The sequence below is a fragment of the Hymenobacter ginkgonis genome, from assembly GCF_009755225.1.
Classification (GTDB): domain Bacteria; phylum Bacteroidota; class Bacteroidia; order Cytophagales; family Hymenobacteraceae; genus Hymenobacter; species Hymenobacter ginkgonis.
This window is the reverse complement of record NZ_WQKZ01000005.1, coordinates 36,916-63,326: the sequence shown is the minus strand read 5'-3', so window position 1 is coordinate 63,326 and position 26,411 is coordinate 36,916. Positions and strand designations below refer to the sequence as shown.

Here is a 26,411-nt window from a genome sequence, read left to right as displayed (position 1 = left end):
CGAATTCGTCTTTATTCCAACTTTCTGTTTTCATGCAGTTTTCTCTTCGGCCCGGCGCGGCCCGGCAGCTGGTCCTGGCGGCCAGTGTGCTCAGCGCAGCTTCCTTCCTGTCTTCGTGCAATAAAGGCGCAGACTTTACCAAGACTAAGTCGGGGATGGAGTACAAGATTTTCAAGAACGTAAACAGCAAATACGAGTCGCGCGAAGTGGCGGGCGGCGAAGACCCGACCTACAAGGACCGTGTGGGCAAGGTGATGTCGGCTCACATCGAGTACCGCACTGCCGGCGACTCGGTGATGATGAAATCGCGCGAGCGCCAGTTTGGCGTGCCCGTGCGTATTCCGCTCGAAGCGCTGGCTGCTAAGCAATTGGGCGCCGAGCCTGAAGCTTTCTCGTTGCTCCAGCCCGGCGATAGCGGCGTGTTCCGCTTCAATGCCGACTCGCTCTACAAGCGCAATGCCCACCAGCTGGCCCCAGCCAACCTGAAGAAAAAAGGCAACTTCATTGTGCTCACCGTGAAGGCGGTAGCCCTGCAAACCCGCGAGGTAGCCATGGCCGAAGCTATGGCCGACCAGCAGAAGATGATGGGCGAGCAGCAGCGCCAGATGCGCGCTTACGCCGAGGTACAGGACAAAAAGGACGACGCTACCCTGCAAGAATACCTGAAGAAGAACAACCTGACCAACGCCAAGAAAACGCCGGGCGGGGTCTACTACATCATTACGCAGCCGGGCACCGGCGCCACGGCTAAGCCCGGCCAGACGGTGACTGTGCAATACCGCGGTTCACTGCTCGACGGCAAAGAGTTTGACTCGTCGGCTAAGCACGGCGGGCAGCCGTTCTCGTTTCCGCTGGGCCGCGGCCAGGTTATCCCGGGCTGGGATGAGGGGGTAGCGCAGCTTAACAAAGGCAGCAAGGCTACGCTGCTCATTCCATCGTCGCTGGCGTATGGCAAGCAAGGCTCGCCGCCCGTTATTCCGGCCGACTCGCCCCTGCGCTTCGACGTGGAGCTGTCGGACGTGAAGTAGTTCGTTGCCTGATTTTTATCTTTGCCGCCGCGCCACTTGGCGCGGCGGTTTTGTTACCCGCTTTCGCTACCGGCTTTCCTATTCTATGAACGTACGCCAACTTTTCTCCTTTTTGCCGGTGCTGTTGCTGGCGCTCACGGCGGCCGGCGGCCTCAGTAGCTGCGGCGACAACGCCATTACGCGGGCTACCCGTGAGCACCAAGACCAGTACGCCGTCATCGACGACGATACCATTCAGAGCTACCTGAAGAAGAACAATTACACTACCTACACGCGCACCGACGATGGCGTATACATTGTGCCGCTGGTGAAGGGCAGTGGCCTGGCCGCCACTACGGGCAAGCAAGTACGCGTGAAGTACGTTGGCCGGGTGCTGAGCGCCAACCCCGATTATACGTACTTAGGTAGTGGCCCTTTGCCAGGCAATGTTTTTGATAATTCGACCGAAAACCATACGGCCTGCGGCTGCGCAGTTTTCACGGTTGGCACGGGCTTGGTAGCGGGCTTCAGCGAAGGCTTGACGTATATGCGCCAGGGCGACCGCTCGCTGCTGCTTATCCCTTCGCGGCTGGCGTACGGGCCCACGGGCAGCGTTTCGGGCTCGGCCTACAGCATTTATCCCGACTCCTCCTTGTTGTTCGACGTGGAGGTGCTGGAAGTATCTAACTAACAAGACTTATTCAGCAGTAAAGTAGTTAGGCGGTGATGGTGCTGAGCTGGCTAAGGCCGGGGCATCGTCACCGCTTTTTTTGTAAAGCCCGTTGCGATGGGCATTTAACAGCTTGCAGCTTCATGCGTTTCTTCCCCTTTTTACTAGCAGCGGTGGCGCTGCTACCCCCCACCCTGGCCGCCGCCCAGGTAGCCCCTACCCCCGGCTTTGAGCGCCTGCCCAGCGGCACCGAGTACCAGCTGTTTCGGCGCGATGCGGCCGGGCACTACGCCCCCCGCCCGCTAAACCCACCCGGCGATGCGCCCTACGCCAGCCGCCAGGGCCAGGTGTTGCTCATCAATTTGCAGTACCGCACCGACCGCGACTCGGTGCTTATGGACACGCGCCAGATGCAGGCGCGCCAAGCGCCGGCCGGCACCAAGCCGCAGCCAGTGCCCGTGGGCCTAGGCCCCAACCCCGGCAAAGGCACCCCCGAAGAGGCGATGAGCCTGCTGCTGCCCGGCGACAGCGCCGTGTTTCGCTTCAACGCCGACTCGTTATTTGGCAAGGCGGGCCAACCTATCCCCCCGTTCATCAAGCGGTCGGGCAATGGCTTTCGGTTTGTAGTGGCTGCTAAAGAGCTACTGACGGCCGACCAGATGCGCGCCCGCCAGCAGGCCATGCAGGCCGAGCAGCAGCGCCTAGCCAAAGCCCGCTCGGCCAAGCAGTTGCTGAAGGACGACGCTACTATTCAGGCGTATATCAAAAAGAATAAGCTCACCACTAAAGCCAAAAAGACGGTGGGCGGCACCTGGTACGTCATCACGGTGCGCGGCAAGGGCGTGCTGCCCAAAAAAGGCCAGACGGTGAGCGTGAAGTACCGCGGTACGGTGCTGGCTACCGGCAAGGAATTTGACTCGACGGCCAAGCACGGTGACACGCCGTTTGACTTCGTGCTGGGCCAGGGCCAGGTGATTCAGGGCTGGGACCAGGGCATTGCCGCGCTACCCAAAGGCAGCAAGGCCATGCTGCTCATTCCGTCGCCGCTGGGCTACGGCGAGCGCGGCGCGGGCGCTGATATTCCGGCCAACGCCGTGCTGCGCTTCGATGTGGAGCTGACGGGAATTAAGTAGGGTAGGGAAGGCTCCTAAAAAAGAACGTCCTGCTTCGACAAGCTCAGCAGGACGTTCTTTTTTAGGACCAGATTGGCAATTGCTCCTACCCCCCTAGTACCTCGCTGAGGATGTCGAGTGACTTTATTTCGCCCATATTCTCGACGTGCAGCTGGTAGTAGCGGATGAGCACCGCTAGCAACTCGCGGCGCACCGTGCCGTTGGGGATGGCGGTGCCAGCCGGGGCGCGCAGGAGCTCATCAAAATACTGCTCAAACTCGCGCAGGCGCAGCGTGGCGGGGCCATTGCCCAAGCCGCTCCCCACCGGCGCCGGGCCGGCCAGCGCTACCTGGTCGATGATTTCGCCGCCGGTTTCGGCGCCGAAACCCAGGTAGTTGGCTAAGTGCAGCAAGAAAAGTAGGGCAAAATTTTCGGTGCCCACCGTTTGTTCATCGAAGGCCAGGATGGAGTCGTGCAAAAAGCGGAACAGGGCAGGATTTTCCTCTTCTTCACGCACCGATTTGCCCAGGACTTCTGATAAAAACAGCGCGACGCTGCTCTTGCGCATATCGTAGGGTAGGGAGCGGTAGGGTTCGGCGCAGCGAAACTCGGACAACCGGGTGAGGCTGCCCCCTTGGCGCGGCACGTAGGCCACCAATTCTAGCAAAGTAAGGGGCTGAAATAGGGCGATGCGCCCCGGCGGCTTGGCCTTGCGCACGCCGTTGACGAGGTAGCTCTGCACGCCGCGCTGCTCGGTGTAAACGCGGGCGATAATGCTGGTTTCGCGGTATTTGAGGAAGCTTAAGACAATGCCGCGGGTTTTGATTTGCATAAAATATAGAGGGAATGGGCAATAGAAAAGAACGTCATGCTGACGAAGGAAGCATCTTTACTGCAGCAGTAAAACTCAATCGCCGAGGTTAGTTACGCAGTAGCGATGCTTCCTTACGTCAGTATGACGTTCTTTTTTTGCTATTCTTTAACAACACTTCCTCCCCACCAATTCCTTATTTGCTGAGCACGGCGACCTTGCTGACGCAGGTATTTTTGCCGTTGGCGTCGGAGGTGAGCACCAGGTACACGCCCGAGCGCACGCGGCGGCCGTCGGCGTCGTTGAGGTTCCAGGTGACGGTGCCGCCCGCGGCCTGGGTGCTGTAAACCAGGTGGCCGGCCACGTCGGTTATTTTCACCAACCCATTATTTACTACCCCACTAATGCCCACAGTGCCCGCAAAATCGGGCCGCACGGGGTTAGGAAATACCTGAGCGCAGCTGGGGGCCGCTTCCGTGACGGTGGCCGAGCCGCGGTAGCTAACTACGCCGCCGTTGGTGGCCACGAAAACCTCGCCGGTTTTGTCGTTCACGGCCACATCCACAATGCCGTTGCTAGGCAGCGGGCTGTTGGCAGTGGTAAAGTTGAGCAGCGCCTCGGAAGCATCGGCGCTGAACAGCCAGAGGCCGTTGGCCGTGCCAAACCACTTGCGGTTGGCCCCGTCGATGGCAATGCACGTCACGGCTTCGTTGTAGAGCGCCTCGAAGCCCGTACCGGCGCCGCGCGTCACCAAGGGCTGGGTGAAGCCGCTGGGGGCCGTGCCCGTGGCAGCAGCGCTCACCAGTTGGCTGGGGTCGTTGAAGACGGCCACGCCCGCGCCGGTACCAATCCAGATGGCGCCGGTGCGGTCGCGCGCAATGCTGTAGAGCGCGTTGCTGGAGCGGGTGGGCAGGCCGTTGCCCACCGTGAAGTAAAAGGGCGTGCGGCTAGTCGTGTCGTAAGCCACCAGCCCTACCCCCCCCTTGCGCGATTCGGTGGCCCAGGGGTTGCCAAAATTGTCGATAACCACCCGGTCGAGGTTTTCAAAACCTGAAAAAGCGGGGGCAGCATCCCAGGTAGCATTGCTGGGGCGGAAGCGCAGCAGGCCCGGCGCGCCAACGCGCTGGTGGCGATTTACTACCCACACGCGGCCGTTGGTGGGGTCGGCGGCCACGTCGGTTACGCGCACGGCATTAGGGTAAAACGGGTCAGCCGGCTCGGAACTGCTGCGCAAAAGCGAACCAGGCGTGCCGGCCGTAAACTGCCGGTACTGCCCTACCCCCTTCCATTCGAGCAAGCCGTTGCCGTAGCTGGCCAGGTAGAGCGTGCCATCGGGGGTGCGGGTGCCGTGCGACAGGTCGAGCAGGTTGGGAAAGTCGGTGGGGTTGGGGTAGTTCGTAGGGTTATAATTGGTCCACTGCCCGTTCTGGTATTCGTAAAACCCGAGGCGCCGGCCGAGCTGCAAACCGCTATCGCTGGAATAGCCGCCCGTAAAAACGTCTACGGTGCTGGTTTTGGCGTCGGCTAGCAAGCCAAACGCCGCCGTGGTAGCCGGCGCATTGGGCCGAATGACTTCTGGGTTGCTGGTGATGCCGGGCCCAAAGCGCAACAGACCGTTGGTGTAGCTGGCCACGAAATACGTGCCGTCGGCCTGGCGGGCCACATCGTATACGTCGCCCACGGCCGCGGCTGGCAGCACGGTGCTCACTAGGCGGGTAGTAGCGTCGTAGCGGCGCAAGTCAGCACCTGCGAAGGATAGCAGCAGCCCCACGGCGCTGGGGCGCAGCCGCCGGGCATCGTTGCCGTAGCTATTGGCCAGGTTGCGCCAGCTGCGAGCGGCCCCTACCCCCGCCAAATACTCGATGCCCCGAAAGCTGCTGGCTACATACAAATGACCGCGGTAGGCGGCGGCCTGCAAAAATACCTGGGTAGGCACGTTGCCAATGGGAAATTCCTGCGTCCAGCTGCGGTAGTCGAGCAGGTTGACGGCCGAGCTGAGACGCCCGCGCAGCACGCCCCGCGAGGTAGCCGCAAAAATGGTATCGTGCAGCACCACCGTGGCGTAGGCGTTTACGGTGGCCCCGCCGGCCCCGATGGCCGCGTAGGTATCGCGCACTTCCAGCCGGGCCAAGTCGAGCACCACCACGCCCAGGGTAGTACCGATGTAGGCCAAGCCATTGTAAATCTGCACTTGGTTGATGACTTTGGCCGTCTGGCTGTCTTTGCGCAGCAGGGCCGTGACGTTGCGTACCGTGCCGGTGCTACCCACCACGTCGATGTTGCCGTTGCGATACACCACTACCAGCTGGGCCGAGGCCGAATCGTAGGCGAGGGCCGCCACGCCCACATCGCTCAGGCCATCGCGGCGCGAAAGCTGTTGGGTGCTATTGGTAGTTTTGTCGTAGAAGTAGAAGGATGCCTCGTCGGCCACGTAGAGCCGGCTGCCGGCGTCGGCCAATACCAGCGGGTGCTGGGCGGGCAGATGCAGCTGCCAATCGCCGTAGGCCACGCCCTGGGCCCGCGCGCCGGCCCCTACCCCCACCAGCAGTACGATAGTCAAAACCCAAGTGGAGAAGTGGCGCATAGAAAGCGTGTTGTGTGGTAATCCAGGGAGAGAATCTTTATAAGAACGTCATGCTGAACGTAGGGAAGCATCGCTACCGCTTCGTTGCCCGGCGCGGATGAAGCGGTAGCGATGCTTCCCTACGTTCAGCATGACGTTCTTAAATTTTATTATGCACTACTGACCAGCCAGTAAGCCAACGCCCAACTGCCGCTGCTTAGTGCGCGGTGCGCTGGCCGGCCTCGGCGCGGTGGGTGTGGGCGGCCTCACCCGCTAGGAAGCAGGGGCGGCAACGGGCCTCGTAGGCATCGGTTTCGCCTAGCAAAATCTGGCTTTCGCTGGCCGCGATGCGGTACGAGTAGGCGGCCAGCTCGCCGCAGCACACGCACACGGCGTGCACTTTGGTTACGAACTCGGCCGTGGCCAGCAGCGCCGGCATGGGGCCGAAAGGCCGGCCGAGGTAGTCCATATCGAGTCCCGCCACAATGACGCGGGTGCCCTGGTTGGCCAACTGGCGGCACACTTCCACCAGGCTCTCGTCGAAGAATTGGGCTTCGTCGATGCCCACTACGTCGGTGCTGCCGCCGGCCAGCAGCAGGATTTCGGAGGGCGACTGCACCGGCGTCGAGCGGATGCTATTCTGGTTGTGGCTCACCACATCGTCGGTGTGGTAGCGCGTATCGAGGGCGGGCTTGAAAATCTCGACCCGCTGCCGCGCAATGCGGGCGCGGGTGAGGCGGCGAATCAGCTCCTCGGTTTTACCCGAAAACATGGAGCCGCAAATAACTTCCAGCCAGCCCCGATGGCGCGGGAAATCGGCAAAACGGCGGGGCTCGGTGAACACGGGTCGAATTAGGAGTTAGAAGTTCTAAAGTAGGAGTTCGGAACACCCCCTACTTGCGTAGCTAGCTAAGGTACGTCTTACAAAGTACGGCATTGCTCCCCGATGCGCGGCTGGCTTCGCCACCAAACTAGCTAACTCTCGCCGCAGATTTTTGGTCCATGAAACGCAGTGCGCAGTGGGCACTGCGACCATTTTCGGCTCACAGCTAGTACAGCATTACTCAGCCGTGGCCCGCACCTGGCAGGCCAGGCGCTCGGTAGGGCCGAGGCGGCCAGCGGCGCGGTAGCGCAGCTCGGGCTCGGTGGGTGGGGTAAGGAATTCGGTGCCAGCCAGCACCCGTACGCGGCAGGTGGTGCATCGGCCCTTGGCCCCGCAGGCGTGCCACCAGTCGTACCCGGCGGCATGAATGGCAGCCAGCACCGTGGTGCCGGCCGGCACAGAGAGCGGCGGGCCAGGCAGGCCCTGAACGGTCAGGAGGGGCATTTTGTGGCTAACTTGGCGCACGAAACCGGCCCAACGGCCGGCGCAAGCTATGCAGGACAAATATAGCCTCGCCAAGTGCGAGCAATACGGCCGCCGGCTAGCCACCCGGCTTAGCCAGCAATTTTTTGGCCCCCAGCCCGACGCCACCCTCGACGGTCCGGCGCTGCTTAAATTCACGCCCATCAAGCAGGTTAACTTGCTGCTAGTTCGCCAGTTGCTCGGCCGCTGGCAACAGGAGGCCGAGCAACTACGCAGTCCTTACTTCAATTTTGAAGCTGCGCCCGTGCGCGCGGCCCTCACCCAATTTATGAACGTGCTCTCGCGGCACATTCGCCTCGACCGGGCGGCCCTAGAGCCCCTGCTGGCCCAGGCCGCGGCCGATACGCTGCTGCTGAGCACCGACCCGGCCGCTGCCTTCGAGCGCCTGCTCCTGCCTACCCCCGAGCTGGGCGCCGCCCCCGCCGTGTACGACCCCGACGAAGTTATTGCGCTGCCTTACCTGCGCGAGCACCTGCGCTACCTCGACCAGAGCAGGCCGTTTTTTGAGGGCTTTGTGGATAGCCTGCCGGGCGGCAATGCGCCGCTCAGCCGCGAATTTTTGCGCCAGCGCTTCGACCTCTACCTCACGGCTCATGCGAAAGGCCTCCCCCCCCTCGACAAGCTGGTGGCCGAGTTCAGCGCGCTACTACCCCTCACCGAGGCCGACCTCTGGGGCGATGGACCCGCCAAGCCCGCGCCCGAGCCACCCAAACCCGCGCCGCAGCCGGCCCCAGCGCCGGCACCCGCTGCACCGGCCCCCGTGCTGAGCGCCCCTGCGCCAGCACCGAGCCCTGCTGTGCCTGCGCCAGCACCAAGTATTGCCAAGCCGGAGCCGAGTACAGCCACAACGGCGCCAAGCCCGACTACGCAGGCCCCCAGCCCGGCCCCGCCCACGCCAAGCCCAATGCCGCTGTCTGCTGGCTCGGAGCCGTTGGCGGAGGCGCCGCTTTATGAAAAGCTGAAAGCCACCCAACCCACCGCGTCGCCGCTGGCCGAGACGCTGCGCGGGGCGGCCCACGCTGGCGCGGCTACGTCGCTGGCCGAGCGCGGCGCACCCAAGGTGGGTAGCCTACGCGAGGCCATTTCTATTAACCAGCGGTTTAGCTTTATCAATGAGCTGTTTAACGGCGAAAACACTGAGTACCACGCCGCCATTCAGCACCTCGATTCGCTGCCCACCGCCGAAGACGCATTTGCTTACGTACGCGAGGAGCTGAGCACCAGCCACGACTGGAGCCGCAAGGAAGAGCACGTGGCCAAGCTGCTCAAACTCATCGAGCGCAAATTTGCTGGGGCCTAAATGCAGGCGCTAGCGGGGCCAATACCGGGCTGGGTACGGCGCTGGCTGCTGCCTTGGGCGCTGGGGCTAGGCCTGCTGCTCAACCTGGCCTACCCCATGTACCGGCACTACGATTTTTCGCACTCGCTCGATACCCGCAGCTACCTGCGCCTGGCCGCCGGGCGCTTCGACAGCGTGAACGTGACGCGTCGCTACCGGGTGCTGGTGCCGCTGGCGGCCGGTGCCCTGGCGCGGCCCCTGGCAGTGCTAGGCAGCCCGGCCAGCAGCCCCCGGCCAGCCGGCGAATGGCCGCTACGGCTGGCTTTTTACCTGGTTAATTGCCTGCTGCTAAGCGCAGCCGGCACTTTGTGGTACCGGGCCGCGCGGCTAGCGGGCGCAGGGGCGGGCGCGGCCGCCGTGGCGCTGGCAGCAGTGCTCAGCAGCCGCTGGGCCGAGTATGCGGCGGGCCTACCCCTCACCGATAGCCTGTACCTCCTCGTTTTTGGGCTGAGCTACTACGCTTGGCGGCGCGGACTGGTACCCGGCCGGGTGGGTGCTGGCTGGGCCGTGGCACTGGCCTTGTTCCTTGGGCCGCTCGCTAAAGAATCGTTCGTTTTCCTGGCGCCCTGGGCCATGTGGTATGGGCGGCGGGCGCTGGGTTGGCGCGGGCAGGCCGTTGCCCTGGCTGCTGGGGTGCTCGCGTTGGCGGCCGTGCATTATTTCCTCGATAAAGCTACCGGCAGCCCGCCTACTGCCACGGTTACCAATGCGCTTTCGCACGTTGACAATCTTACGTACTCGCTGCGGCGGGCAGCTTCGGTAAAGGGGGTAGGCGAGTTATTCAGCATTTTTGGCCTCTTCGGACTGCTGGTGCTGGCGGCGGCGCTGCACCCAGCCGGCCGGCAAGTGCTGGCTCCCGTGCTGCGCCCAGCCGAGGTGTTGCTACTGGCTGTAGTGCTGGTGCACATGCTGCTTTCGGGCGACCTGGGGCGCATGGGTTACCTGTCGGCGCCGTTGTTCACGGTGGCACTGGCGCTGGCTATTGAAGCTCTGGGTAAGCGAGTGGTGGTGCCGGGCAAGCAGGTTGGCTCGGGTGGTGAAGGGCATTCTTAAGTACTCGTGCGGGAGTAGTTAGGGGTGATGCCCTCCGCAGGCGCCTCCCCCCAACTACTCCGCACGAGTACTCAACTGTCTGTCTGATTAATAAAATACAGCTCTCATTCATTATTTCAAATAGCCCCTCAACGCCCTACCCCTGGCTAGTAGCGGGCGGGCTTAGCGTCGGGTAGCCCGCGCAGGGCTAGCGCCAGCAGCAGTGGCCAACCGGGCACCAGAAACCGCGCCGCGCCCAGCGGACCGGTCAGCACTGCCAGGTAGAGCAGCAGCCCGGCCGCCACCCAGCGCCCGGCGGGGGTAGCAAAGCCCAGCCAGTCGGGGCTGGTTGGCGCGTGGGCGCTGGCAGTGCGCAGCCCGCGCACTGCCAGCGCCAGGCGCAGCACATTGGCCACCGCCGTAATCAGCAAGAGCGCCAATAGCCCCCAGGGCTGCTGCGCCAGTGCCCCAAGCAGCCCCGCTGCCCCACCGCCACGCAGTTGGTTTAGCAACCCGGCGGCCTGCGTTTGGCCTAAGAACACGCTGGCATCGAACCGCCCGGGGTCCAGAAAAAAAGTGGCCATGCCCAGTGCGTGCTGCCCGGCGTAGAGCAGGGGGTAGCGCCGCAGCACGGCCCCCGCCGCCGCGTCGATGAGGCGCTGCCGGGCAGCAAAAGTGGGCGCGGCGTTGGCGGCGCGCAGGGTGCGGGCCACCCAAGTGGCTTCGGCCGCGGGGCCTTGGGCCTGGCGCAACACCCCAGCGGCATTGTAGTGCAGCAGGTTTATTTCGGCGATGCTGGAGAAATGGAAGTAGCCGGTGCGCTGCGCATTCCAGCCCATGTAGGCCAGGGCCAGCAGCAGGGGTAGGGCCCCAAACAGGGCCAGGATTGGGCGCCGCCGTTGCCAGGCCAGCCAGCTGCTTATTCCCAGAAAAACCAGGGTGAATGGCGCCAAAACCGGTTTCAGCAGCCACGCGGCAACTAGCGCGGTCGCCACGCCGGCCAGGTAGCGCGCCCGGCCAGTCCGGGCAAAAGCCGCCGCCAGCCCTACTCCCCCCAGCAGCACTGCTTGCAGCGGAATTTCGCTCATCACCACGTTGGCATAAATGAGCTGGGCCGGAAAGCTGAGCGCCAACGCCAACGCCACGGCCCATTCTGGCGAGCTGGGCGGGCGGGCGCGGGCCGCCGCCCAGCCACGCAGCACCACGGCCAGCGCGCCCAGGCTAAGCAAGTTTTGGAGCAGCAAAATGCCCACTGGGGCACCCACCGCCAGCACCAGCAACGGGTAGCCCGGCGGCCGAATGGTGAACTCCTGCACATCCTGGCCGGTGGGGGGGTAGGGCGGCAGCGGCCGGGCGTAGAGCTGCCCGTGCTGGCCCAGGTTTTGGGCTACTTGCCGGTAGCGGCCAGAGTCGGGAAAGGTATAGCGACCGGTGCGCAGGGCATAGGTACCGGCTAGCGCGTGGGCCAGCAGCAAGGCGAGCCACACGGCGGCGGGCAGGCGCCAGAGCCCGTTGCTACTAAGTGGAAGCTTGCCCACTGACAAACCAGGCGGGTGCTTCACCGGCTTACTGCGCTTTGGTGAAAAGCAGCGTAATAACGCCCCCGGTACTCTGCGATGCAGAAGTACTCATGGTGCTCTGTAGCGTGTAGCCTTCTTGGTAGAGCCCATAAAATAGCTTGTGGTACGCTTCGCTAACTTGTGCGAACTCCTTGTTGAAATTTCCTTTCGTATCGATTTCTACTAGTTCGCTTTTGCCTTCGCCACGCGTGATGACGGCTGTTGCGCTGGTTGAAAATTCCCGAATTCGGACTACTACAATGTCGGGTGGGCCCGCCATGGCGTGCATTGGCGCGGCCAGCGCCAGCAAATAGGCACCTAGCAAGATGAGCTTTTTCATACCGGCTAAGATACTGCGAGCTGCTACCCCCCTACCGCAGCAAATCCTGCTTGCGGTGGGCATCTAGGGCGAGCAAGCTGAACAACAGGATAGTGAACGACCACAGCGACGAACCGCCGTAGCTGAAAAATGGCAGCGGAATGCCCACCACCGGCGCCAGGCCCATTGTCATGCCCAGGTTCACGGCGAAGTGCACAAACAGGATGCTGGCCACGCAGTAGCCATAGGTGCGGCCAAACACCGATTTCTGGCGCTCGGCCACAAATAATATTCTACCCAGTAAGGTCAGGTAGAGCGCGATGACGACCAGGCAGCCCGCCCAACCCCACTCCTCGCCCACGGTGCAGAAGATAAAATCGGTGCTTTGCTCGGGCACGAAATCGAACTTGGTTTGGGTGCCATTGAGGAAGCCCTTGCCAAGCCAGCCGCCAGAGCCGAGGGCGATTTTGCTTTGCGTCACGTTCCAGCCCTTGCCCAGCGGGTCTTTGCCGGGGTCGATGAGCATTTCGATGCGCTGGCGCTGGTAGGGGTGCAGCACATTGTTGAAGAAGAAATCGACGGCGAATACCATGCCCACCACGGCCACCCACACGCTGATACTCAGGATGAGGTGGTGGCGCCAGAGCTTGGCATTAAGCGCAAATGCCGCCAGCAGAATAACCGTGAAGCCGCCCAGCAACCACAGCTTGGGTACCAGCAGCGCCAGCAATAGGATAATGCCGCCCGCCGCCAGCAGTAGCAATATCAGCGGCGACATGCCCTCGCGGAAATACGCCAGCAGCAGCGCGCCAAACACCAGCGCCTGCCCCGTCTCGTTAGATGCCAGGATGAGCGCCACCGGCAGCAGTGTGATGCCGGCCAGCACGGCCTGGTCGCGCCAGTTCTGGTTGCGCAGGTTGATGCCCGCCATAAAGCGCGAGGCCGCTAAGGCGGTGGTAAACTTGGCAAACTCGGCCGGCTGCAAGCGCACCGGCCCAAACTCGAGCCACGAACGCGAGCCCGCAATGGGCCGCGCCACCACTAGCGTTATGAGCAGCAGCACTATCATTACGCCATACAGCACGTAGGCAAACGTATCATAGGCCTTATAGTCAACTACTAGCAAAATACCAATCAGCACCACGGCGGTACCTATCCAGATGAGCTGCTTAAACCAGTTGAAGGCCATCAGCTCGCCAAAAGGCAGCGTGCTAAGCGGGTGCGCCGGCGCATCGGGCGAGTAGCTGGCCGCGTACACGGCCACCCAACCCAGGCCCACCAGCACGAGGTAGAGCAGCAGGGTAGGCCAGTCGAGGCTACGGGAAGAACGGGTAGTAACGGGGGACATTCAGAAAGCTTTCCGCAAAGGTCGGGGGTAGGGAGGCAGTGCGAGAGGCTGCGAGGGGGTGGGGCCGTTGGTGCGTCCGGCTTCGGCAAACTCAGCCGGATGTACCACGGCTTTTGCCCTCTTTCCCTCTCGCCTCGCAGCGTCCTACGCGTGTTAGTGGTGGGTAGGCGCCACGCCGTACTCTACCCAGTTTTCCCAGCGCTGGCGGCCGGGGGCCACTTTGCCGCGCAGGTACTTTTCTATCATCAGGCCGGCGGCGGGGGCGGCGAAGGTGCCGCCAAAGCCGGCGTTCTCGATAAACACGACGATAGCGATTTTGGGGTCGTTGGCCGGGGCGAAGGCCGCGAAGGTGGAGTGGTCGGGGCCGTGCGCGTTTTGCACCGTGCCGGTTTTGCCAGCCACCGAAATGCCGTACTGCGCCAAGCTGGCAAACGAGCCGGTGCCGCCACGCCCATCCACCACGGCCTGCATACCGGGAATAAGGTACTTGAAGAGCGTGGTATCGACGGCTGTGTAGTGGCGCTCGCGGTACTGCGGCAGCGGCTGCCCGGTGGCCCCAATGCCCCGCACAAAATGCGGCGCGTAGTAGTAGCCACGGTTGGCAATGGTGGCCAGCACATTGGCCATTTGCAGGCCCGTGATGCCGATTTCGCCCTGCCCGATGCTGAGCGAGTACACCGTTTTGTAGTTCCAGTGGTGGTAGCCGCGCAGCTTGTCGTAGAACTCGGGCGACGGAATGAGGCCGCGCTTCTCGTGGCCCATGTCTACCCCTAGCCGCTCGCCGAGGCCGAAGGTTTTCACCATTTTTTGCCACTGGCCCAGGCCCAGGCGGGCATCCTCGAAGCGGTTGGGCGACTGCCCGCGCAGCACCGCCGCCCGCATCACTTGGTAGAAATACGGGTTGCAGCTGTTCTTAATGGCAATGCTCACGTTGGCCGGGTACTCGTGGCGGTGGGTGCAGTGCACCAGCTTCTGGTTGCACTCGAAGCCCGTGTTGGGGCCCACCACGCCCAATTGCATGGCCACTAGCTCATTCACTAGCTTAAAGACCGAGCCAGGGGGGTAGGTCGCCATCAGGGGGCGGTCGAAGAGCGGGCGGTCGGGGTTGCGCAGCAAATCCATGTAGCGGTTGCCCATGCCCTTGCCAGTCAGCATCTGGGGCTCGTAGTGCGGGGCCGACACAAAGCACAGGATTTCGCCCGTCTTGGGGTCGAGGGCCACAATGGAGCCGCGGCGGCCGGCCAGCAGCTTTTCGCCGTAGGCTTGCAGGCTGGCGTCGATGCTGAGGTGCAAATCTTGCCCGGCCTGCGAAAGCGTGTCGAATTCGCCCCCGCGAAATGCCCCTTTATCGATGCCGCGCACGTTCACGAGCCGGTATTGCACGCCACGCCGGCCCATAAGCACGGGCTCATAAAACGACTCTAGGCCCGAAATGCCCACGTTTTCGCCCGGTGCGTAGTGGGCGTATTTGGGCGCTTCAAGCAGCTTCGGGGTGATGGAACCCACGTAGCCCAGGGCGTGGGCTAGGTTTTGGGTGCGGTAGGCGCGGGCCATGCGCGCCTGCGTGCGGAAGCCCGGAAAGTCAATCAGGTTATCCTGAATAGCCGCCATTTCGGGCGTACTCAGGTTTTGCACCAGCGGCGAAGGCTTCACCCGCGAGTACACTTTGGCGGCTTTCAGGCCCAGGCGCAGGTCTTCGATGGGCATCTGCATCAGGCGGCAAAACTTGGTCGAATCCAAGTGCTTCACCTCGCGGGGCACCACCATCAGGTCATATACCGGCGTATTAGTTACCAGCAGCGAATCGTGCCGGTCATATATCTGGCCGCGGTACGGCACCTGCACCTGCCGCTGCAAGGTGTTGCGGTCGGCCGCCACCTTGTACGAGTCATCCAGCACCTGTAAGTAAAACAATCGCCCGGCAAACAGCAGCCCCACCAACGTAAAAATTGCCAGCACCACGTAGCGCCGGCCCTCCAAGTATTGCATACTCAAAGTTACGCCCCAATAAAGCGCGGCGATACCCGAATCAGGCAAGCGGCTCGCTCAAAAATGCCATTCAGGCAAGCCTCACTGGCAATAATTGGCCGTGGCTAGCACAAAAAGAAGCCCACCAACACAGAGCTGGTGGGCTTTTTCAATAGCAGGCGAGGGGCAGCAGCTTAGTTAAGCGAAGCCGAGTGCATCTTCATAATTTGACGGGCCTGGGCCAGGTTGGTATCTTTTGAGTTAACGGCCAGATAGATAAACTTGCCACCGTCAGCTGACAGCTTCAGCAAATGCAGCTGGTCGGTTAGGGTCAGGAGGATATCCTGTACGTTCTGATTCAGCTTCAGGGCCTGGATAGCTTTTAGCTTCGACTTTACTACTTCCGTGTTATAGGCGGCGGCCGTTTCGATATCGAATTCGGCAATGTTGGTGTGCGAGGCCAGGGGCATGCCGGTTTCTACTTCTACTACCGCTACGGCTAGCAGGGTAGGCAATTCGGCCAAAATGCCTTGTACAGTTTGCTTGGGGGTAATCATACAAAAAAAGTAAAAAGAAGATGAAGAAAGAGAAAGAAAACAGCGTAAACGAACAGTAAAAGCTAGCAAACCGCAGCTCAGCTACTGCTTATTGAATTAAATGAGAACACGATTCAGCAGATGAGCTCAGGAAGTACAGCGGCGCACCACTTCCTTCACTATGCCCAGGTTGGCATCGACGAGGCGCACGGCCACAAAGCAATATTGACCACCCTCTTTCAGGGGACGCAAGTGATGAAGCTGGTCTTCCAGAATAATCGACACATCGGTGAGGGGGCCCCCAATCCAGGCTTTCGCAGCCACTCCTTCCTGCATGGTGCGCAGCAGCTTGGTGTTGCGTAGGCTGAGCTGGTTGGGGTTGTAGCTGTTGCTAACCGTGTAGAACGCCAGCACATTTGCCACTTGCGTATCAACTATGTAACCGAGCAACAGCTCAGGCAGCTCCGCTAGGATCCCCTGGAGCATTTTCTCAGCTTCGCGGCTTGGCTCGCTAGCGGTAGGTACAACTATTTTTTTGAGTTGCAACCGGTTAAAGAAAGGAAAATTCATGTGCAGAAAGCGAGGAGAATCCGTGGCACTTATTCCACGCCGGAGGCTACTTTTTACTCAAATAGCCACCGCCAATCACTCTCAGGCGAGCTTGCTGGCCGCATTGGGGGTAGGGCGGCGGCACTAGGCAACTAAGGCTGAGCGCTCAGCTCTAAGTATTGGGTTGCACCGCCCTACCCCCACACCAGTACCCAAGCAGCACGCTAGCGAAAGCGAGTGAAAAGGAGAATAGGCCTGGCACGACTTCATGCCGAATAGACTACTGGGCGGGCTAAAACGGCCACCAATGGTGCTTCTTTTTGATATCGGTGCGGGGCAGCAGCGTTACGTTGTGCACACCCTGGCCTTTTACCTGCACCTCTTCTTCGCTGTAGCCGCCATAGCCAAACTGCAGTTGCAGGGCCTGGCTTGCTGGTACCACCAGCGTGTACTTGCCGGTGGCATCGGTGCTTGCTCCGCGGCCGTTGTTTTTATCTAGCACCGTAGCACCCACCAGTGGGTGGCCGTTTTCATCCAAGATGCGGCCTTTCACGGTCATCATCTTGCTGGCCACCATTGCCTCGGGTGCAATTTCGGCAGTAGCAACTGCCTCTACAGCCGGCGCAACAAGCTTAGCTGTCGTCGGATTTATCACCGAGCGGCTGCCAGCGAAGGCTGCACCACTCAGCAAAGCTCCTACTACTAATAAAGAACCGGCGCGTTGCCGAAAACGCGCTGGCTCGGTGCGAACCAGGTGAAATTGCTGCTGCAACCAACCTACTGGCTGCACCGCGTGGCCTTTACTTTGTAAGGCATGGAAACGCTCAAATGCTTCCGTTCCTTTAGCCGGATTAGCCTTGAAATAGGCATCTACCAATTCTGTATTTTTACTGGATAAATCGCCGCGCAAATACGCATCACGATAGCCAGGTAGAAGCTCGGCAGTAATGGGATGAAAGGGGTTTGTACTTAACGCCATGAAATGTGAAGAAAAAAGGAGAAGGGGAAGGGAGCGCGAGTGATAATAACTTACTAATGATATGAAGGCACGGAGCCATCCATGTGCTTTATAATGCCTTACGCCACAAATGTAGTAGCAGATTTAATATACTGATTCCAATACAGCACAAAATTCTTAATAAACTAGTTGGGTTTAGTCAATATCTATCTAAACGCTAGGTTTTCGTCGTTAAAGCGAATCAAGCATACATAAAACCGGTCGTCTAAGAAATAAGTCAAATGGCATTTAAACAATTTTAATTATGCTTAAACACATTAAATAAGGTACGCTATCAAATACTTCTGCTTATGCTACTAGCAAAGCATTAGATAGGCCGTTCCGAACCTGCCGCCGGACCAGCTAGTAACTTTGTGTTTTCCTCGTGTTCCTATGCCTCCCCTCGCCATCCCTACCGCCAACACTGCTTTTGCCGGCCTCATCTCGGTAGTAGCCCCGCTCTACAACGAGGCCGATACGGTGGCCCAGCTCGTGAGCCGCGTGGCCGCCGTGATGCAGCAGCATGGCTACGACTACGAGCTTATCCTAGTCAACGATGGCAGTTCAGACCGCAGCTGGAGCATTATGCAGGACCTGGCCGCCCACGACCGCCACTTGGTAGCTATCGACCTGGCCGGCAACTATGGCCAGACGCTGAGCTTGCGCGCGGGCTTTGCCCAGGCCCGGGGTGAGGTTATCATCGCCATGGACGGCGACTTGCAGCACGACCCAGCCTACATTCCGCAGTTTATCAGCCTCATCAACGAGGGCTACGACATGGTGGGCGGCGCCAAAGCTAAGCGCCCCGAGGGCGCCATTGCCACGGCGCTGGCTACCACGGCGCACGGCATCATCCGGCAGCTGTCGGGGGTGCAACTGCGCTATTTTGGAGCCACTTATAAGGCCTACCGTAGCTACCTGGTGAAGAATGTGGAGATGCTCGGCGACGCTCACCGTTTCTTGGGTGCGCTGGTGGCGCGCAAGGGCTTGCGCTACTGCGAGTTTCCAATTGAAATTCACGAGCGGCAATTTGGCCAGAGCAACTACAAGATTAGCAAGTTGTTCTACGTCATTCTCGACCTGTTTATTCTGCGGTTTTTCATTGTGCACTCGCGCAAGCCGTTCCGGCTGTTTGGCCTGGCCGGACTGCTGAGTTTGTTCACGGGTAGCCTGCTGGCGGGGCAGTTCTTGGTGCGCTCCATCTTCTTCGGGCTGAATATCGAAGGCACCTACCCCCTCGAATTTATCTTTAGCCTGTTTCTCATTATGGCGGGCATTTTCCTGCTCTGCTTCGGCGTACTAGCCGAAATTGGGATGTATAATTACTACTCGCGCCGCACCCGCACACCCTACATTGTGCGGCACACGGCGGCCTCGGCAGTGGTGGGAGAACAAATAAAATATTAATTCCTACCCCTGCTAACGCGGAACAGTCGAGGCAACTCGGTGTGCCTGCTCGGCGGTCGCGCTAGGAATCGAACCTAGAACTAGCGCTTCGGAGGCTCCCATACTACCTGCTGTACTAGTTGAAAAAGCTCATTATCAACTGCGACGACTACGGCTGGGATGCGCCCGCCACCCAGGCCATCCTGGAGCTGGGCGCAGCCGGGCAAGTAAGCAGCACCACCGTGATGGCCAATTTCGCCAGCGATGCTGAACTGCGGGCGCTGGCAAAATTGGCTTCCCCTACCCTCTCGGTGGGCCTGCACCTTACCCTAAATGCGGGCCAGCCGCTGAGCGCCGCCTCGCAAGTACCGTCGCTGGTTGATGCCAACGGGCAGTTTTACTCATCGAGCCAGCTATGGCAGCGGTTTTTGCTGGGCCAAGTGCGCTCCGCCGAGCTGAAGCTGGAAATAGCCGCCCAACTGCGCCGCCTCGCCGCGGCCGGCCTACCCCCCTCGCACGCCGACAGCCACCAGCACTTGCACCAGTACCCGCTGCTGGGCCCAGCGCTGCTGGGCAGCTTGCGCGAGTTGGGCGTGCGCCGGGTGCGCCGCCTCACGGCCGCCGGCCGCCTCGACGGGCGCGGGCTGGTGCTGCAAGCTTTTGCCCTGAGCAGCCGGCGGGCGCTGCGCGGCTTCGCTACGCCGGGGGCGCTGGTGAGCACTTTTTCGACCGAAGCGGCGAGTGCCGCTGGCTTTCGGCGGGGGGTAGGGGCCGCGTTTGGGCAGGCGCAGGTAGTAGAATTTATGAGCCACCCCGGCCTGAGCGAGCGTCCCGGCTCGCCGCTGATGCGGGTGCCCGAATATACGTTTTGGCGCAGCGGCGAAGCACACGAACTGCTGCGCGAACTAGGCGGCGAGCTAGTGAGCTACGCTCAGTTCGCGCAGTGAGCAGAAAACTTGCTCATTGCTCATTGCTCACTTTAACAAAGGCTCCTACTAGCGATACCAGCGCCGAGATGACGTAAAACAATACGCTCACGCTTACTGCCACTGGCACACTGAGGGCAAATAGCTGGGCGCCGTACAAAAAAGTTAGTTCGCGAGCGCCCAGGCCGCCCACCGTCAGGGGCAGCACCGCTACTATCGACGAAGCCAAAAATACCAGCAGGTAGGGCAGCACCGGGCCACCACTGGCGCCCAGCGCCGCTAGTAGTGCCCACGCACACAATACCTGCGACCCCTGCACCCCCAGCGCTTGCCACGAAGTGCGCCCCAACGCCCCCCGAAATTCCTTAAATAGCCAGCTGGCCAAGCCGTAGCTCAGGCCCAGGCCCAGTGGCACCAGGGCCAGTGCCCCTACCCGCCACCAACCAGGGTAGGCAGTGCCCCCAAATAGCAGCAATAGCAGCACCAGCAGCGCCACCATGCCGCTGATTCTATCGAGCAGTAGCGCCCGAAAAATGGCCGCCCGCCGCCCCGGAAATTCCTTCCCCAGCAAATACACCTTGTAGCCATCGCCCCCAATACCACCCGGCAAAAACAGGTTGTAGTACATTCCCAGCCAGTACAGCCGCAGGTTGTAGCGCTCCGAAAGCTGAATACCGACGGCCTGAAAAAATGTATTAAGCCGCACCGAAGCAATGAGCTTGGAAAGCGTGAAGAGCGCTACCGCCAGCGCTAGCCATCCTGGCCGCGCCTGGCGCAGCGTGCGGCCCAGCAGCGGCAAATCGAGGTGGCGCGCCACCAGCCACAGGGCGCCAGCCATAAAGGCCAGCTTGGCTAGCAGCGGGAGGTATCGGCGCCAGGCGGGCATGCGAGGGGGTAGGGAAAACGGTAACAGAAAATGATAAGCGGCACTCTTACCGACTACTGGGCTCAGGGCCAGCAGCGCCTATTTCATCTCGACGACCCGAAACACGATGCCTCCATCAATAGTAAACTTGTCGAGCGTGCGGTAGGCAAGGCCATTCAACATACGCTCGTCGGCCAGGTAGAGCGTGCCGGGGCGCGGGGGTAGGGGCCCAGTAATAAGCGTTTCGCCGCGCTCGCGCGAGATGTAAAACGCCTCCACATTGTCGAGCAGCGAATTGGGCCAGAGTACCAGCGGGCGGCCCTTGGTTTCGCGGCCCACGCGCACAGCGTCGGTGCGGTAAGCTACCTCGGGCGAAGTTTGGATGCGCGCCGGGAAGATGAATACATCGAACGCTAGCCGCAGCACCAATAAATAATAGCCCAGCACTAGCAGGCGGTAGTCGGCGAGGCGCCAGAACAGGTACGCCAGCAACGCCAGCGGCGCAAACAGCACTAGGCTCAGCAACCACGAATCGGGGACGCCACGCATAAAAGCCAAGTGGGCTGGGGCTACCAGTCCTAGCTTGGCCGCGGCGCGCAGCAGTGGCGGCCCCAGCACCCCGAGCGTAGTAGCCGCCAGCAGCAGCAGCCACGAGGCATCGAGCCAGCGCACCTGCCAGGCCCGGCGCGCCCACAGCTCGTGGTAGAGTGGTACCACTACGGTCAGCCCAAGCGGAATCAACATAAATAAGTAGCGCGGAATAGTAGCCGGCGACAGCCAATACACCGGCAGCACCGCCAGAAACAGCAGCGCATTATAACGCCGAAACGCAGGCCCGAAAATGGCCTGTCGCCAATCGCGCCGCAGTAGGCACACGCCAAGCAGCGTCCAGGGCAAGAAATGCTTGATAAAATCGAAGGGAAATAGCAGCACGTACCGAATCGAATCGGCCACAGGCTGCTCGGCCACGGTACGTTGGCTCGACTGCGACCAGAGCGTAGCCAGGGCCGTTTCGAGTGAATTGTGGTGGCTATAAATGGCGAAGTACGTGCCCAGGATACTAGCCAACACCCCTACCCCCAGCACATGCTGCCAGCCAAAAAGCCGCCGCCACTGCCGAGTATCGAGGCAGTACACCAGTAAGGCGATGGCCTGAAACACCAGCGACGGCAGCCCTTTTAGGAGGAAGCCAATGGCCACCAGCACGTAGCTCACCACAAATAGCCGCACCCATTGCCCACGCTGCCCATAGTGCCAAATGGCCATAAAGCCCAGCCACGTTAGGCCAGCGTGCCATAAGTCAATCAGCCCCAGAAAGGAATCGTAGAAGAGCACCCGGCCCGTAGTGGCAAAAGCCAGCGCTACCGTAAATGCCAGCCGGCTGCCCAATTGCGGACGCAGCACCCGCCAAATGGCCGCCGCGTACAGCAGCAGCGCCGCAATGGTGGGGAGGCGCAGGATAAACTCGTCCTGCCGCCCCGTTATTCTGAATAAGGCTATTAGCAGCCAGTTAAACAGGGGCGGCTTGTTGTAGTAGGGAAAGCCTTGCAGTGTAGGCGCAAAAAACTGGCCCGAGTGGTGCATTTCCAAGGCCACCAATGCCCGAATAGGCTCATCAACCAGCAGCGGCATCCAGCCTAGGTGCAGCAGCAGCGCCGGCAAGGCCACGGCCAGCGTAAGCCCGGCCACCCAGGCGGGCCGCTTGCTCAGCGCTGCTAGAGCCCGGCGGGCCAACGATTCTACCACGATGCGTGTTCTTAAAGTCGATAGCTGGCCGCTAGTGCGCCAAGCTCCGCAAAGGTACGAGGCAGCCCTCCGTAGCAGTTTGGCTTGGCTGACTTCCTTTTAGTAGTATTTGTAACTTTTCGTAAGTTTGACGCATGCCCGCCGCCCCTACCCCCACCACTGCCCCCGACCGCCTCACCCAAACCCTCCTACGCCACGGCCTGCGCCAAACGCCCGTGCGCCGCGCCGTGCTGGCCGCCGTGTCGGGCAAGGGCTACGCGCTCACCGGGGCCGAGATTGAGCAGGAAATCGGCGCTGATACCGACCGCATCACGCTCTATCGCACCCTCAAAAGCTTCGAGCAGAGCGGCCTCATCCACCGCGTTATCGACGATACTGACGTGCTGCGCTACGCCGCCTGCTCCATCGAGTGCTCGGCCGGCGCCCACTTCGACAACCACGTGCACTTCAAGTGCGGCGTGTGCAGCCACACCTACTGCCTAAGCCAAGTGGCCATTCCGGCGGTGCAGCTGCCGGGCGGCTTTCAGGCCGAGCGGCGCGACTTTTTGCTGTCGGGCGTGTGTCAGTTTTGCCAGGCTGGCTAGCAAGGGGTAGGGCTATACCCAGCACATAGCAGGATTTCTTCACCAAGCATCAACAAAAAAGGCGCCTGCAAGCTAGCTTGCAGGCGCCTTTTAAGCGGAAACGGGAGTGGAGAATATCGGAGTCGAACCGATGACCTCTTGCATGCCATGCAAGCGCTCTAGCCAGCTGAGCTAATCCCCCATTTTTTGTTTGGCCGCGGCGCCTATTGCGCGTTGGTTCTGCAAAAGTACGGTAGCTTTTCACTTGTGCAAGGGGTAGGGCCAACATTCTTCGCAACTCCCCCGCAATCAGGCCCAAAAAAAATGGGCGGGGAAATTTCCCCGCCCATTTAAGGTAGCTAGTGGCCGGGTGGCCGCCGCTATTAGTTGAAGCTGTAGCGCACGCCCAGCTGCCCCTGCCAACGCGACAGGAACGGCGCGTAGTCGTACGACCGGTTGGTAGTCGTGAACGAAGTTGGGAACGAGAAGGTCGGCTGTACGCCGGGGCCCGTTGCCTCGGGGCGCAGTAGCTCCACGGCGTTGTTGGACACGGTGTACTGGCGGCCCCAGTTGTTGTTGAGCAGGTTGCCCACGTTCTGCACGTCAAACGTTACCTGGATGGTGTTTTTCTTACCGCCGGCAATAAAGTTGAAATCCTGGGCGATACGCATGTCAATCTGGTGCGTCCAGGGCAGGCGGGCAGCAAAGCGCTCCACTACCTGGCCGCGGTGCGAGCGCAGGTAAGGGTCATTCTCGATGAAGGCATCCAGCTGGTCCTGAATCTGCGCTACCGTGCGGGTATCGGTGGTGCTACTGCGCACGAGCACGATTTGGCTGGCGTCACGCACGTTGGTCGGCACGTAGAGCAGGTCGTTGCTGGTGTTGCCATCGCGGTTCACGTCGGCGCCCTGGCCGTAGATGTAGGTCAGGGGCTGGCCCGACAGACCTTCGTAGAATACGGTGAACGTAGTGGCCATCGCGTCATTAGCGTAGCGGAACGTGTAGCCGGCGCTGCCGATTACGCGGTGGCGCTGGTCGTTGCGCGAGTAGCCTAGCTCGGGGTTGTTGGGGTCATAGGCTACCTGGTTGAAGCCGTAGTTCGACGAAGCCGTGCTGCTGATGCCGCTGTTAACTTCTTTCGACACGCCGTAGGTGTAAGCAGCCGTCGTGTTCAGGCCGCCCAAGAAGCGCTTCTGCAGCTGGAAAGTGGCATTGTAGCGGTAGCCCTGGCTGGTGTTATCGAGCAGGTATACGTTGGTGTAGCTCTGGTTAACGCGGCGGGCGGCAGTAGTAGCCGCGTACACGGGGCGTTGGTCGGGGCCAGCCAGGCGGCCTACTGGGGCCGTCAGGTTCAGGTCTTTGTAGTAGATATCGTTCAGCGTCTTGGAGTAGATGCCTTCCACCGTAGCAACTACGTCGCCGGGCAGGCGGAAGTCAACGGCCAAGTTCGAGCGCCATACCTGCGGCAGCTTGAAGTTGTCGCTCACCAGGTTAATCTGGGTAGTGGGCACGTTGCTGTAAGTAGTCGCGATTTTGGTGGGGTCGATTTGCACCGGCAGGGTGGTCGAAGCAGGGGTAGTGCCGCTGGCTGGCGTACCCGTCTGGTTTACCGAACCCTGAATCAGGCCGCTGTTGGTGTAGCTGTTCGAAATCCACACGAAAGGCACGCGGCCCGAGAAGATACCGGTACCACCGCGGAGCTGCACTTTCGAGTCGTTGTTCACGTCCCAGTTGAAGCCGATACGGGGCGAGTACAGCACCTGCCCGTTGGGGGTGTTGCTGGTGTGGTACTGGCTGCCGAACTGCGTAGCTACGCCTTCGTTGTTGCCGGGCTTATCCGCAAACACGGGTACGTCGATGCGCATCCCCAAGGTCAGGCGCAGGTTCTCGGTGGGCGTGTATTCGTCCTGAGCGTAGAAGCCCAACTGGGCTGCTTTAAACTTGGCCTCGCCATTGTTGGCGGTAGCGTAGCTCGACTGCACCTGGGTAGCACGGCCAGCCGCGAAATTATCGATAGACGTGAAGGTGTAATAACCAGCGCCGTTATTAAGGAACAAGTTGCGGAATTTGTAGCCTTCGTTGTGCGTGCCTAAGGTGAGGGTATGCTTGCCGAACTGCTTGGTCAGGTTGTCGGTGATTTCCACGATGTCCTGGTCAAGCTGGTTAGCGACCGAGCTACGCTCCTGGCCCAGCTGGTAGGTGATACCGTTGTCGACAATCTGGTAAGCCGGGCCGGGAGCCCCTACCACGTCGCGCGAGTCGCGGATGGCGCTGTAACTCAGAATCAGCTTATTAGAGAAACCACCCGTGAAACGCGAGTTCAATTCAGCTACCGTATTATTGGTGATGTTGCTGAATTTATAAGCGTTGTTGCTGAAGCGCACGTTGTTGGCAGTGCGGGTAATGTTGTCGTCAAACGCCTTTACGAAGTTGTGACGCAGCGTCAGGGTGTTATTTTCCGAGAGGTTGAAGTCCAGACGAGCAAAAATCTTGTTGCTCTCGGTGCGGCGCGTGATGTCGCCGTACGAACCAGCGTCATAGTTGCCGTAGAGGGGCGAGTTCGCGATAGCGGCAATGCGATTCAGGCTTTCAATAGGAGCGCGCGAGTCGGCGGTGCCGGGCACAAAGCCCAGCGGGGTGTTTACGCGAGCAATTTCGCCGTTCAGGAAGAAGAATACCTTGTCTTTCACCAGGGCGCCACCTACCCGGAAACCGGTAGTGTAGTTCGAAAACTTGTCGGCCTTGGTGCGAGGCTCAGTTACGCTTTTACCAATCGAATTTTGGTTGCGGCCAAAACCGTAGATAGAGGCCGATACGTCGTTCGAACCCGAGCGGGTAACAGCGTTTACGCCGGCGCCAGTGAAGCTACCCAGCGTTACGTCGTAGGGCGCCAGCACTACCTGAATCTGGTCGATAGCATCGAGGGCGATAGGGTTGGTGCTTGCTTGGCCACCGGGCGTACCCGAAGCCGCCAGGCCAAACACGTCGTTGTTCACAGCACCGTCGATGGTGATGTTGTTGTAACGGTTGTTGGCACCGCCAAACGAGGAGCTGCCGCCGCCGCCCGCTTGGGGGGTAAGACGGGTAAAGTCAGTCAGGTTGCGGTTCAGCGTGGGCAGTTGGTTGATTTGGGCGCGGCTCACGTTGGTTTCCGCACCGGTGCGGCCAGCGTTGATAACCGGGTCGGGGCGGCCAGTTACGACTACGTTGCCCAGTTCGGTGGTCGAAGCGCTCATGGGCACATCGAGGCGCAGGGTTTCGCCCAGCGACAGGAAAATCCCCGTGCGGGTTACATCCTGGTTGCCTACGAAGCTCACTTTAATCGTGTAGGGCCCGCCAACGCGCATGCCCTGAATGTTATAGCGGCCGTCGCCGTTGGTACCCACGCCATATTGGGTGTTGGTAGGCGTGTGAATAGCTAGAACCGTGGCACCGGGCAGCGGTTCGCCCTTTGCATCGGTAACTGCCCCGTTGATGGAGGCGGTGGTAGCACCCTGGCCCCAGCTAAGCTGGGTTGTGCCAACAGCGAGCACCAGCAGTAGCAGGTAGCGTAAAACTTTCTGAATCATACAGAAAATGGTTAGTGATTAATGGTGACATGCCTAACAGCAAGGGCAAAGTTACGGGCAGCGCGCCGCTAGCCCCGTCATTAATGCTTCACGAGCCGCAAAAAAGGAGGCTTTCCGCGTATTTGCCTTACCCCTCATTATTCGGGCAGGGTGCCTGCTAGTGGCTGTCATCTTCCGCAG

Annotated in this window: 22 protein-coding genes and 1 tRNA gene; 8 read left to right on the top strand and 15 right to left on the bottom strand. The window is 60.7% G+C overall.

The window, feature by feature from the left end:
- Positions 1-32 precede the first annotated feature (32 nt).
- The 3 genes from GO988_RS18950 to GO988_RS18940 all read left to right on the top strand — a co-directional run bounded on the left by GO988_RS18950 (position 33) and on the right by GO988_RS18940 (position 2,810).
- Positions 33-1,028 (top strand): FKBP-type peptidyl-prolyl cis-trans isomerase, encoded by a 996-nt coding sequence (locus GO988_RS18950; RefSeq protein WP_157568507.1) that lies wholly within the window; start codon positions 33-35, stop codon positions 1,026-1,028.
- 85 nt (positions 1,029-1,113) lie between these two features.
- Complete coding sequence (locus tag GO988_RS18945; protein ID WP_157568505.1) at positions 1,114-1,698, top strand: FKBP-type peptidyl-prolyl cis-trans isomerase; 585 nt, start codon at positions 1,114-1,116, stop codon at positions 1,696-1,698.
- A 122-nt stretch (positions 1,699-1,820) separates the two neighbouring features.
- Complete coding sequence (locus tag GO988_RS18940) at positions 1,821-2,810, top strand: FKBP-type peptidyl-prolyl cis-trans isomerase (RefSeq protein ID WP_198172907.1); 990 nt, start codon at positions 1,821-1,823, stop codon at positions 2,808-2,810.
- A gap of 85 nt (positions 2,811-2,895) precedes the next feature.
- On the opposite strand, the gene recO is transcribed toward GO988_RS18940, so the two are convergent.
- The 4 genes from recO to GO988_RS18920 all read right to left on the bottom strand — a co-directional run bounded on the left by recO (position 2,896) and on the right by GO988_RS18920 (position 7,490).
- Positions 2,896-3,621 (bottom strand): DNA repair protein RecO, encoded by a 726-nt coding sequence (recO, locus tag GO988_RS18935; RefSeq protein ID WP_157568501.1) that lies wholly within the window; start codon positions 3,619-3,621, stop codon positions 2,896-2,898.
- 175 nt (positions 3,622-3,796) lie between these two features.
- Positions 3,797-6,184 carry a type IX secretion system anionic LPS delivery protein PorZ gene (porZ, locus tag GO988_RS18930; RefSeq protein WP_157568499.1) on the bottom strand — a complete coding sequence of 796 codons (2,388 nt, stop codon included), beginning with the start codon at positions 6,182-6,184 and terminating at the stop codon, positions 3,797-3,799.
- Positions 6,185-6,380: 196 nt separating this feature from the next.
- Positions 6,381-7,007 carry a thymidine kinase gene (locus GO988_RS18925; RefSeq protein WP_317164927.1) on the bottom strand — a complete coding sequence of 209 codons (627 nt, stop codon included), beginning with the start codon at positions 7,005-7,007 and terminating at the stop codon, positions 6,381-6,383.
- Between the two features lie 216 nt (positions 7,008-7,223).
- Positions 7,224-7,490, bottom strand: coding sequence for a 2Fe-2S iron-sulfur cluster-binding protein (locus GO988_RS18920; protein ID WP_157568496.1), 267 nt, complete (start codon positions 7,488-7,490; stop codon positions 7,224-7,226).
- 49 nt (positions 7,491-7,539) lie between these two features.
- Between GO988_RS18920 and GO988_RS18915 the strand changes: the two genes are divergently transcribed.
- Entirely contained in the window at positions 7,540-8,829 is a 1,290-nt protein-coding gene (locus GO988_RS18915; protein ID WP_157568494.1) for a hypothetical protein, read from the top strand.
- Positions 8,830-9,921 (top strand): hypothetical protein, encoded by a 1,092-nt coding sequence (locus GO988_RS18910; RefSeq protein WP_157568492.1) that lies wholly within the window; start codon positions 8,830-8,832, stop codon positions 9,919-9,921.
- A 146-nt stretch (positions 9,922-10,067) separates the two neighbouring features.
- Here the strand turns inward: GO988_RS18910 and GO988_RS18905 are convergent, their stop codons facing one another.
- From GO988_RS18905 to GO988_RS23835, 7 genes are all read right to left on the bottom strand, one after another.
- On the bottom strand, positions 10,068-11,462 hold the full coding sequence (locus tag GO988_RS18905; protein ID WP_157568490.1) for a hypothetical protein: 1,395 nt from the start codon (positions 11,460-11,462) through the stop codon (positions 10,068-10,070).
- 4 nt (positions 11,463-11,466) lie between these two features.
- On the bottom strand, positions 11,467-11,799 hold the full coding sequence (locus GO988_RS18900; protein WP_157568488.1) for a hypothetical protein: 333 nt from the start codon (positions 11,797-11,799) through the stop codon (positions 11,467-11,469).
- Positions 11,800-11,830: 31 nt separating this feature from the next.
- Positions 11,831-13,126 (bottom strand): rod shape-determining protein RodA, encoded by a 1,296-nt coding sequence (gene rodA, locus GO988_RS18895; protein ID WP_157568486.1) that lies wholly within the window; start codon positions 13,124-13,126, stop codon positions 11,831-11,833.
- Between the two features lie 153 nt (positions 13,127-13,279).
- Entirely contained in the window at positions 13,280-15,115 is a 1,836-nt protein-coding gene (locus tag GO988_RS18890) for a penicillin-binding transpeptidase domain-containing protein (RefSeq protein WP_157568484.1), read from the bottom strand.
- A gap of 173 nt (positions 15,116-15,288) precedes the next feature.
- The gene (locus GO988_RS18885) at positions 15,289-15,651 is read right to left on the bottom strand and encodes a hypothetical protein (RefSeq protein WP_157568482.1); all 363 of its coding nucleotides are present in this window, start codon (positions 15,649-15,651) and stop codon (positions 15,289-15,291) included.
- A 126-nt stretch (positions 15,652-15,777) separates the two neighbouring features.
- Positions 15,778-16,200 (bottom strand): hypothetical protein, encoded by a 423-nt coding sequence (locus tag GO988_RS18880; RefSeq protein WP_157568480.1) that lies wholly within the window; start codon positions 16,198-16,200, stop codon positions 15,778-15,780.
- 271 nt (positions 16,201-16,471) lie between these two features.
- On the bottom strand, positions 16,472-17,158 hold the full coding sequence (locus GO988_RS23835) for a carboxypeptidase-like regulatory domain-containing protein (RefSeq protein WP_198172903.1): 687 nt from the start codon (positions 17,156-17,158) through the stop codon (positions 16,472-16,474).
- Positions 17,159-17,569: 411 nt separating this feature from the next.
- Here GO988_RS23835 and GO988_RS18870 point away from each other — a divergent pair, with 411 nt between their 5' ends.
- On the top strand, positions 17,570-18,583 hold the full coding sequence (locus tag GO988_RS18870; RefSeq protein WP_157568478.1) for a glycosyltransferase family 2 protein: 1,014 nt from the start codon (positions 17,570-17,572) through the stop codon (positions 18,581-18,583).
- 119 nt (positions 18,584-18,702) lie between these two features.
- The gene (locus GO988_RS18865) at positions 18,703-19,509 is read left to right on the top strand and encodes a carbohydrate deacetylase (protein ID WP_157568476.1); all 807 of its coding nucleotides are present in this window, start codon (positions 18,703-18,705) and stop codon (positions 19,507-19,509) included.
- Positions 19,510-19,522: 13 nt separating this feature from the next.
- Here the strand turns inward: GO988_RS18865 and GO988_RS18860 are convergent, their stop codons facing one another.
- On the bottom strand, positions 19,523-20,374 hold the full coding sequence (locus GO988_RS18860) for a lysylphosphatidylglycerol synthase transmembrane domain-containing protein (protein ID WP_157568474.1): 852 nt from the start codon (positions 20,372-20,374) through the stop codon (positions 19,523-19,525).
- Positions 20,375-20,452: 78 nt separating this feature from the next.
- A complete protein-coding gene (locus GO988_RS18855; RefSeq protein ID WP_157568472.1) occupies positions 20,453-22,099 on the bottom strand; it encodes an ArnT family glycosyltransferase in 1,647 nt (548 codons plus the stop codon).
- Positions 22,100-22,233: 134 nt separating this feature from the next.
- Between GO988_RS18855 and GO988_RS18850 the strand changes: the two genes are divergently transcribed.
- Positions 22,234-22,683 (top strand): Fur family transcriptional regulator, encoded by a 450-nt coding sequence (locus GO988_RS18850; RefSeq protein WP_157568470.1) that lies wholly within the window; start codon positions 22,234-22,236, stop codon positions 22,681-22,683.
- Positions 22,684-22,790: 107 nt separating this feature from the next.
- Here the strand turns inward: GO988_RS18850 and GO988_RS18845 are convergent.
- Positions 22,791-22,864: transfer RNA gene (locus GO988_RS18845), tRNA-Ala, on the bottom strand.
- 181 nt (positions 22,865-23,045) lie between these two features.
- Positions 23,046-26,231 (bottom strand): TonB-dependent receptor, encoded by a 3,186-nt coding sequence (locus tag GO988_RS18840; protein ID WP_157568468.1) that lies wholly within the window; start codon positions 26,229-26,231, stop codon positions 23,046-23,048.
- Positions 26,232-26,411 lie beyond the last annotated feature (180 nt).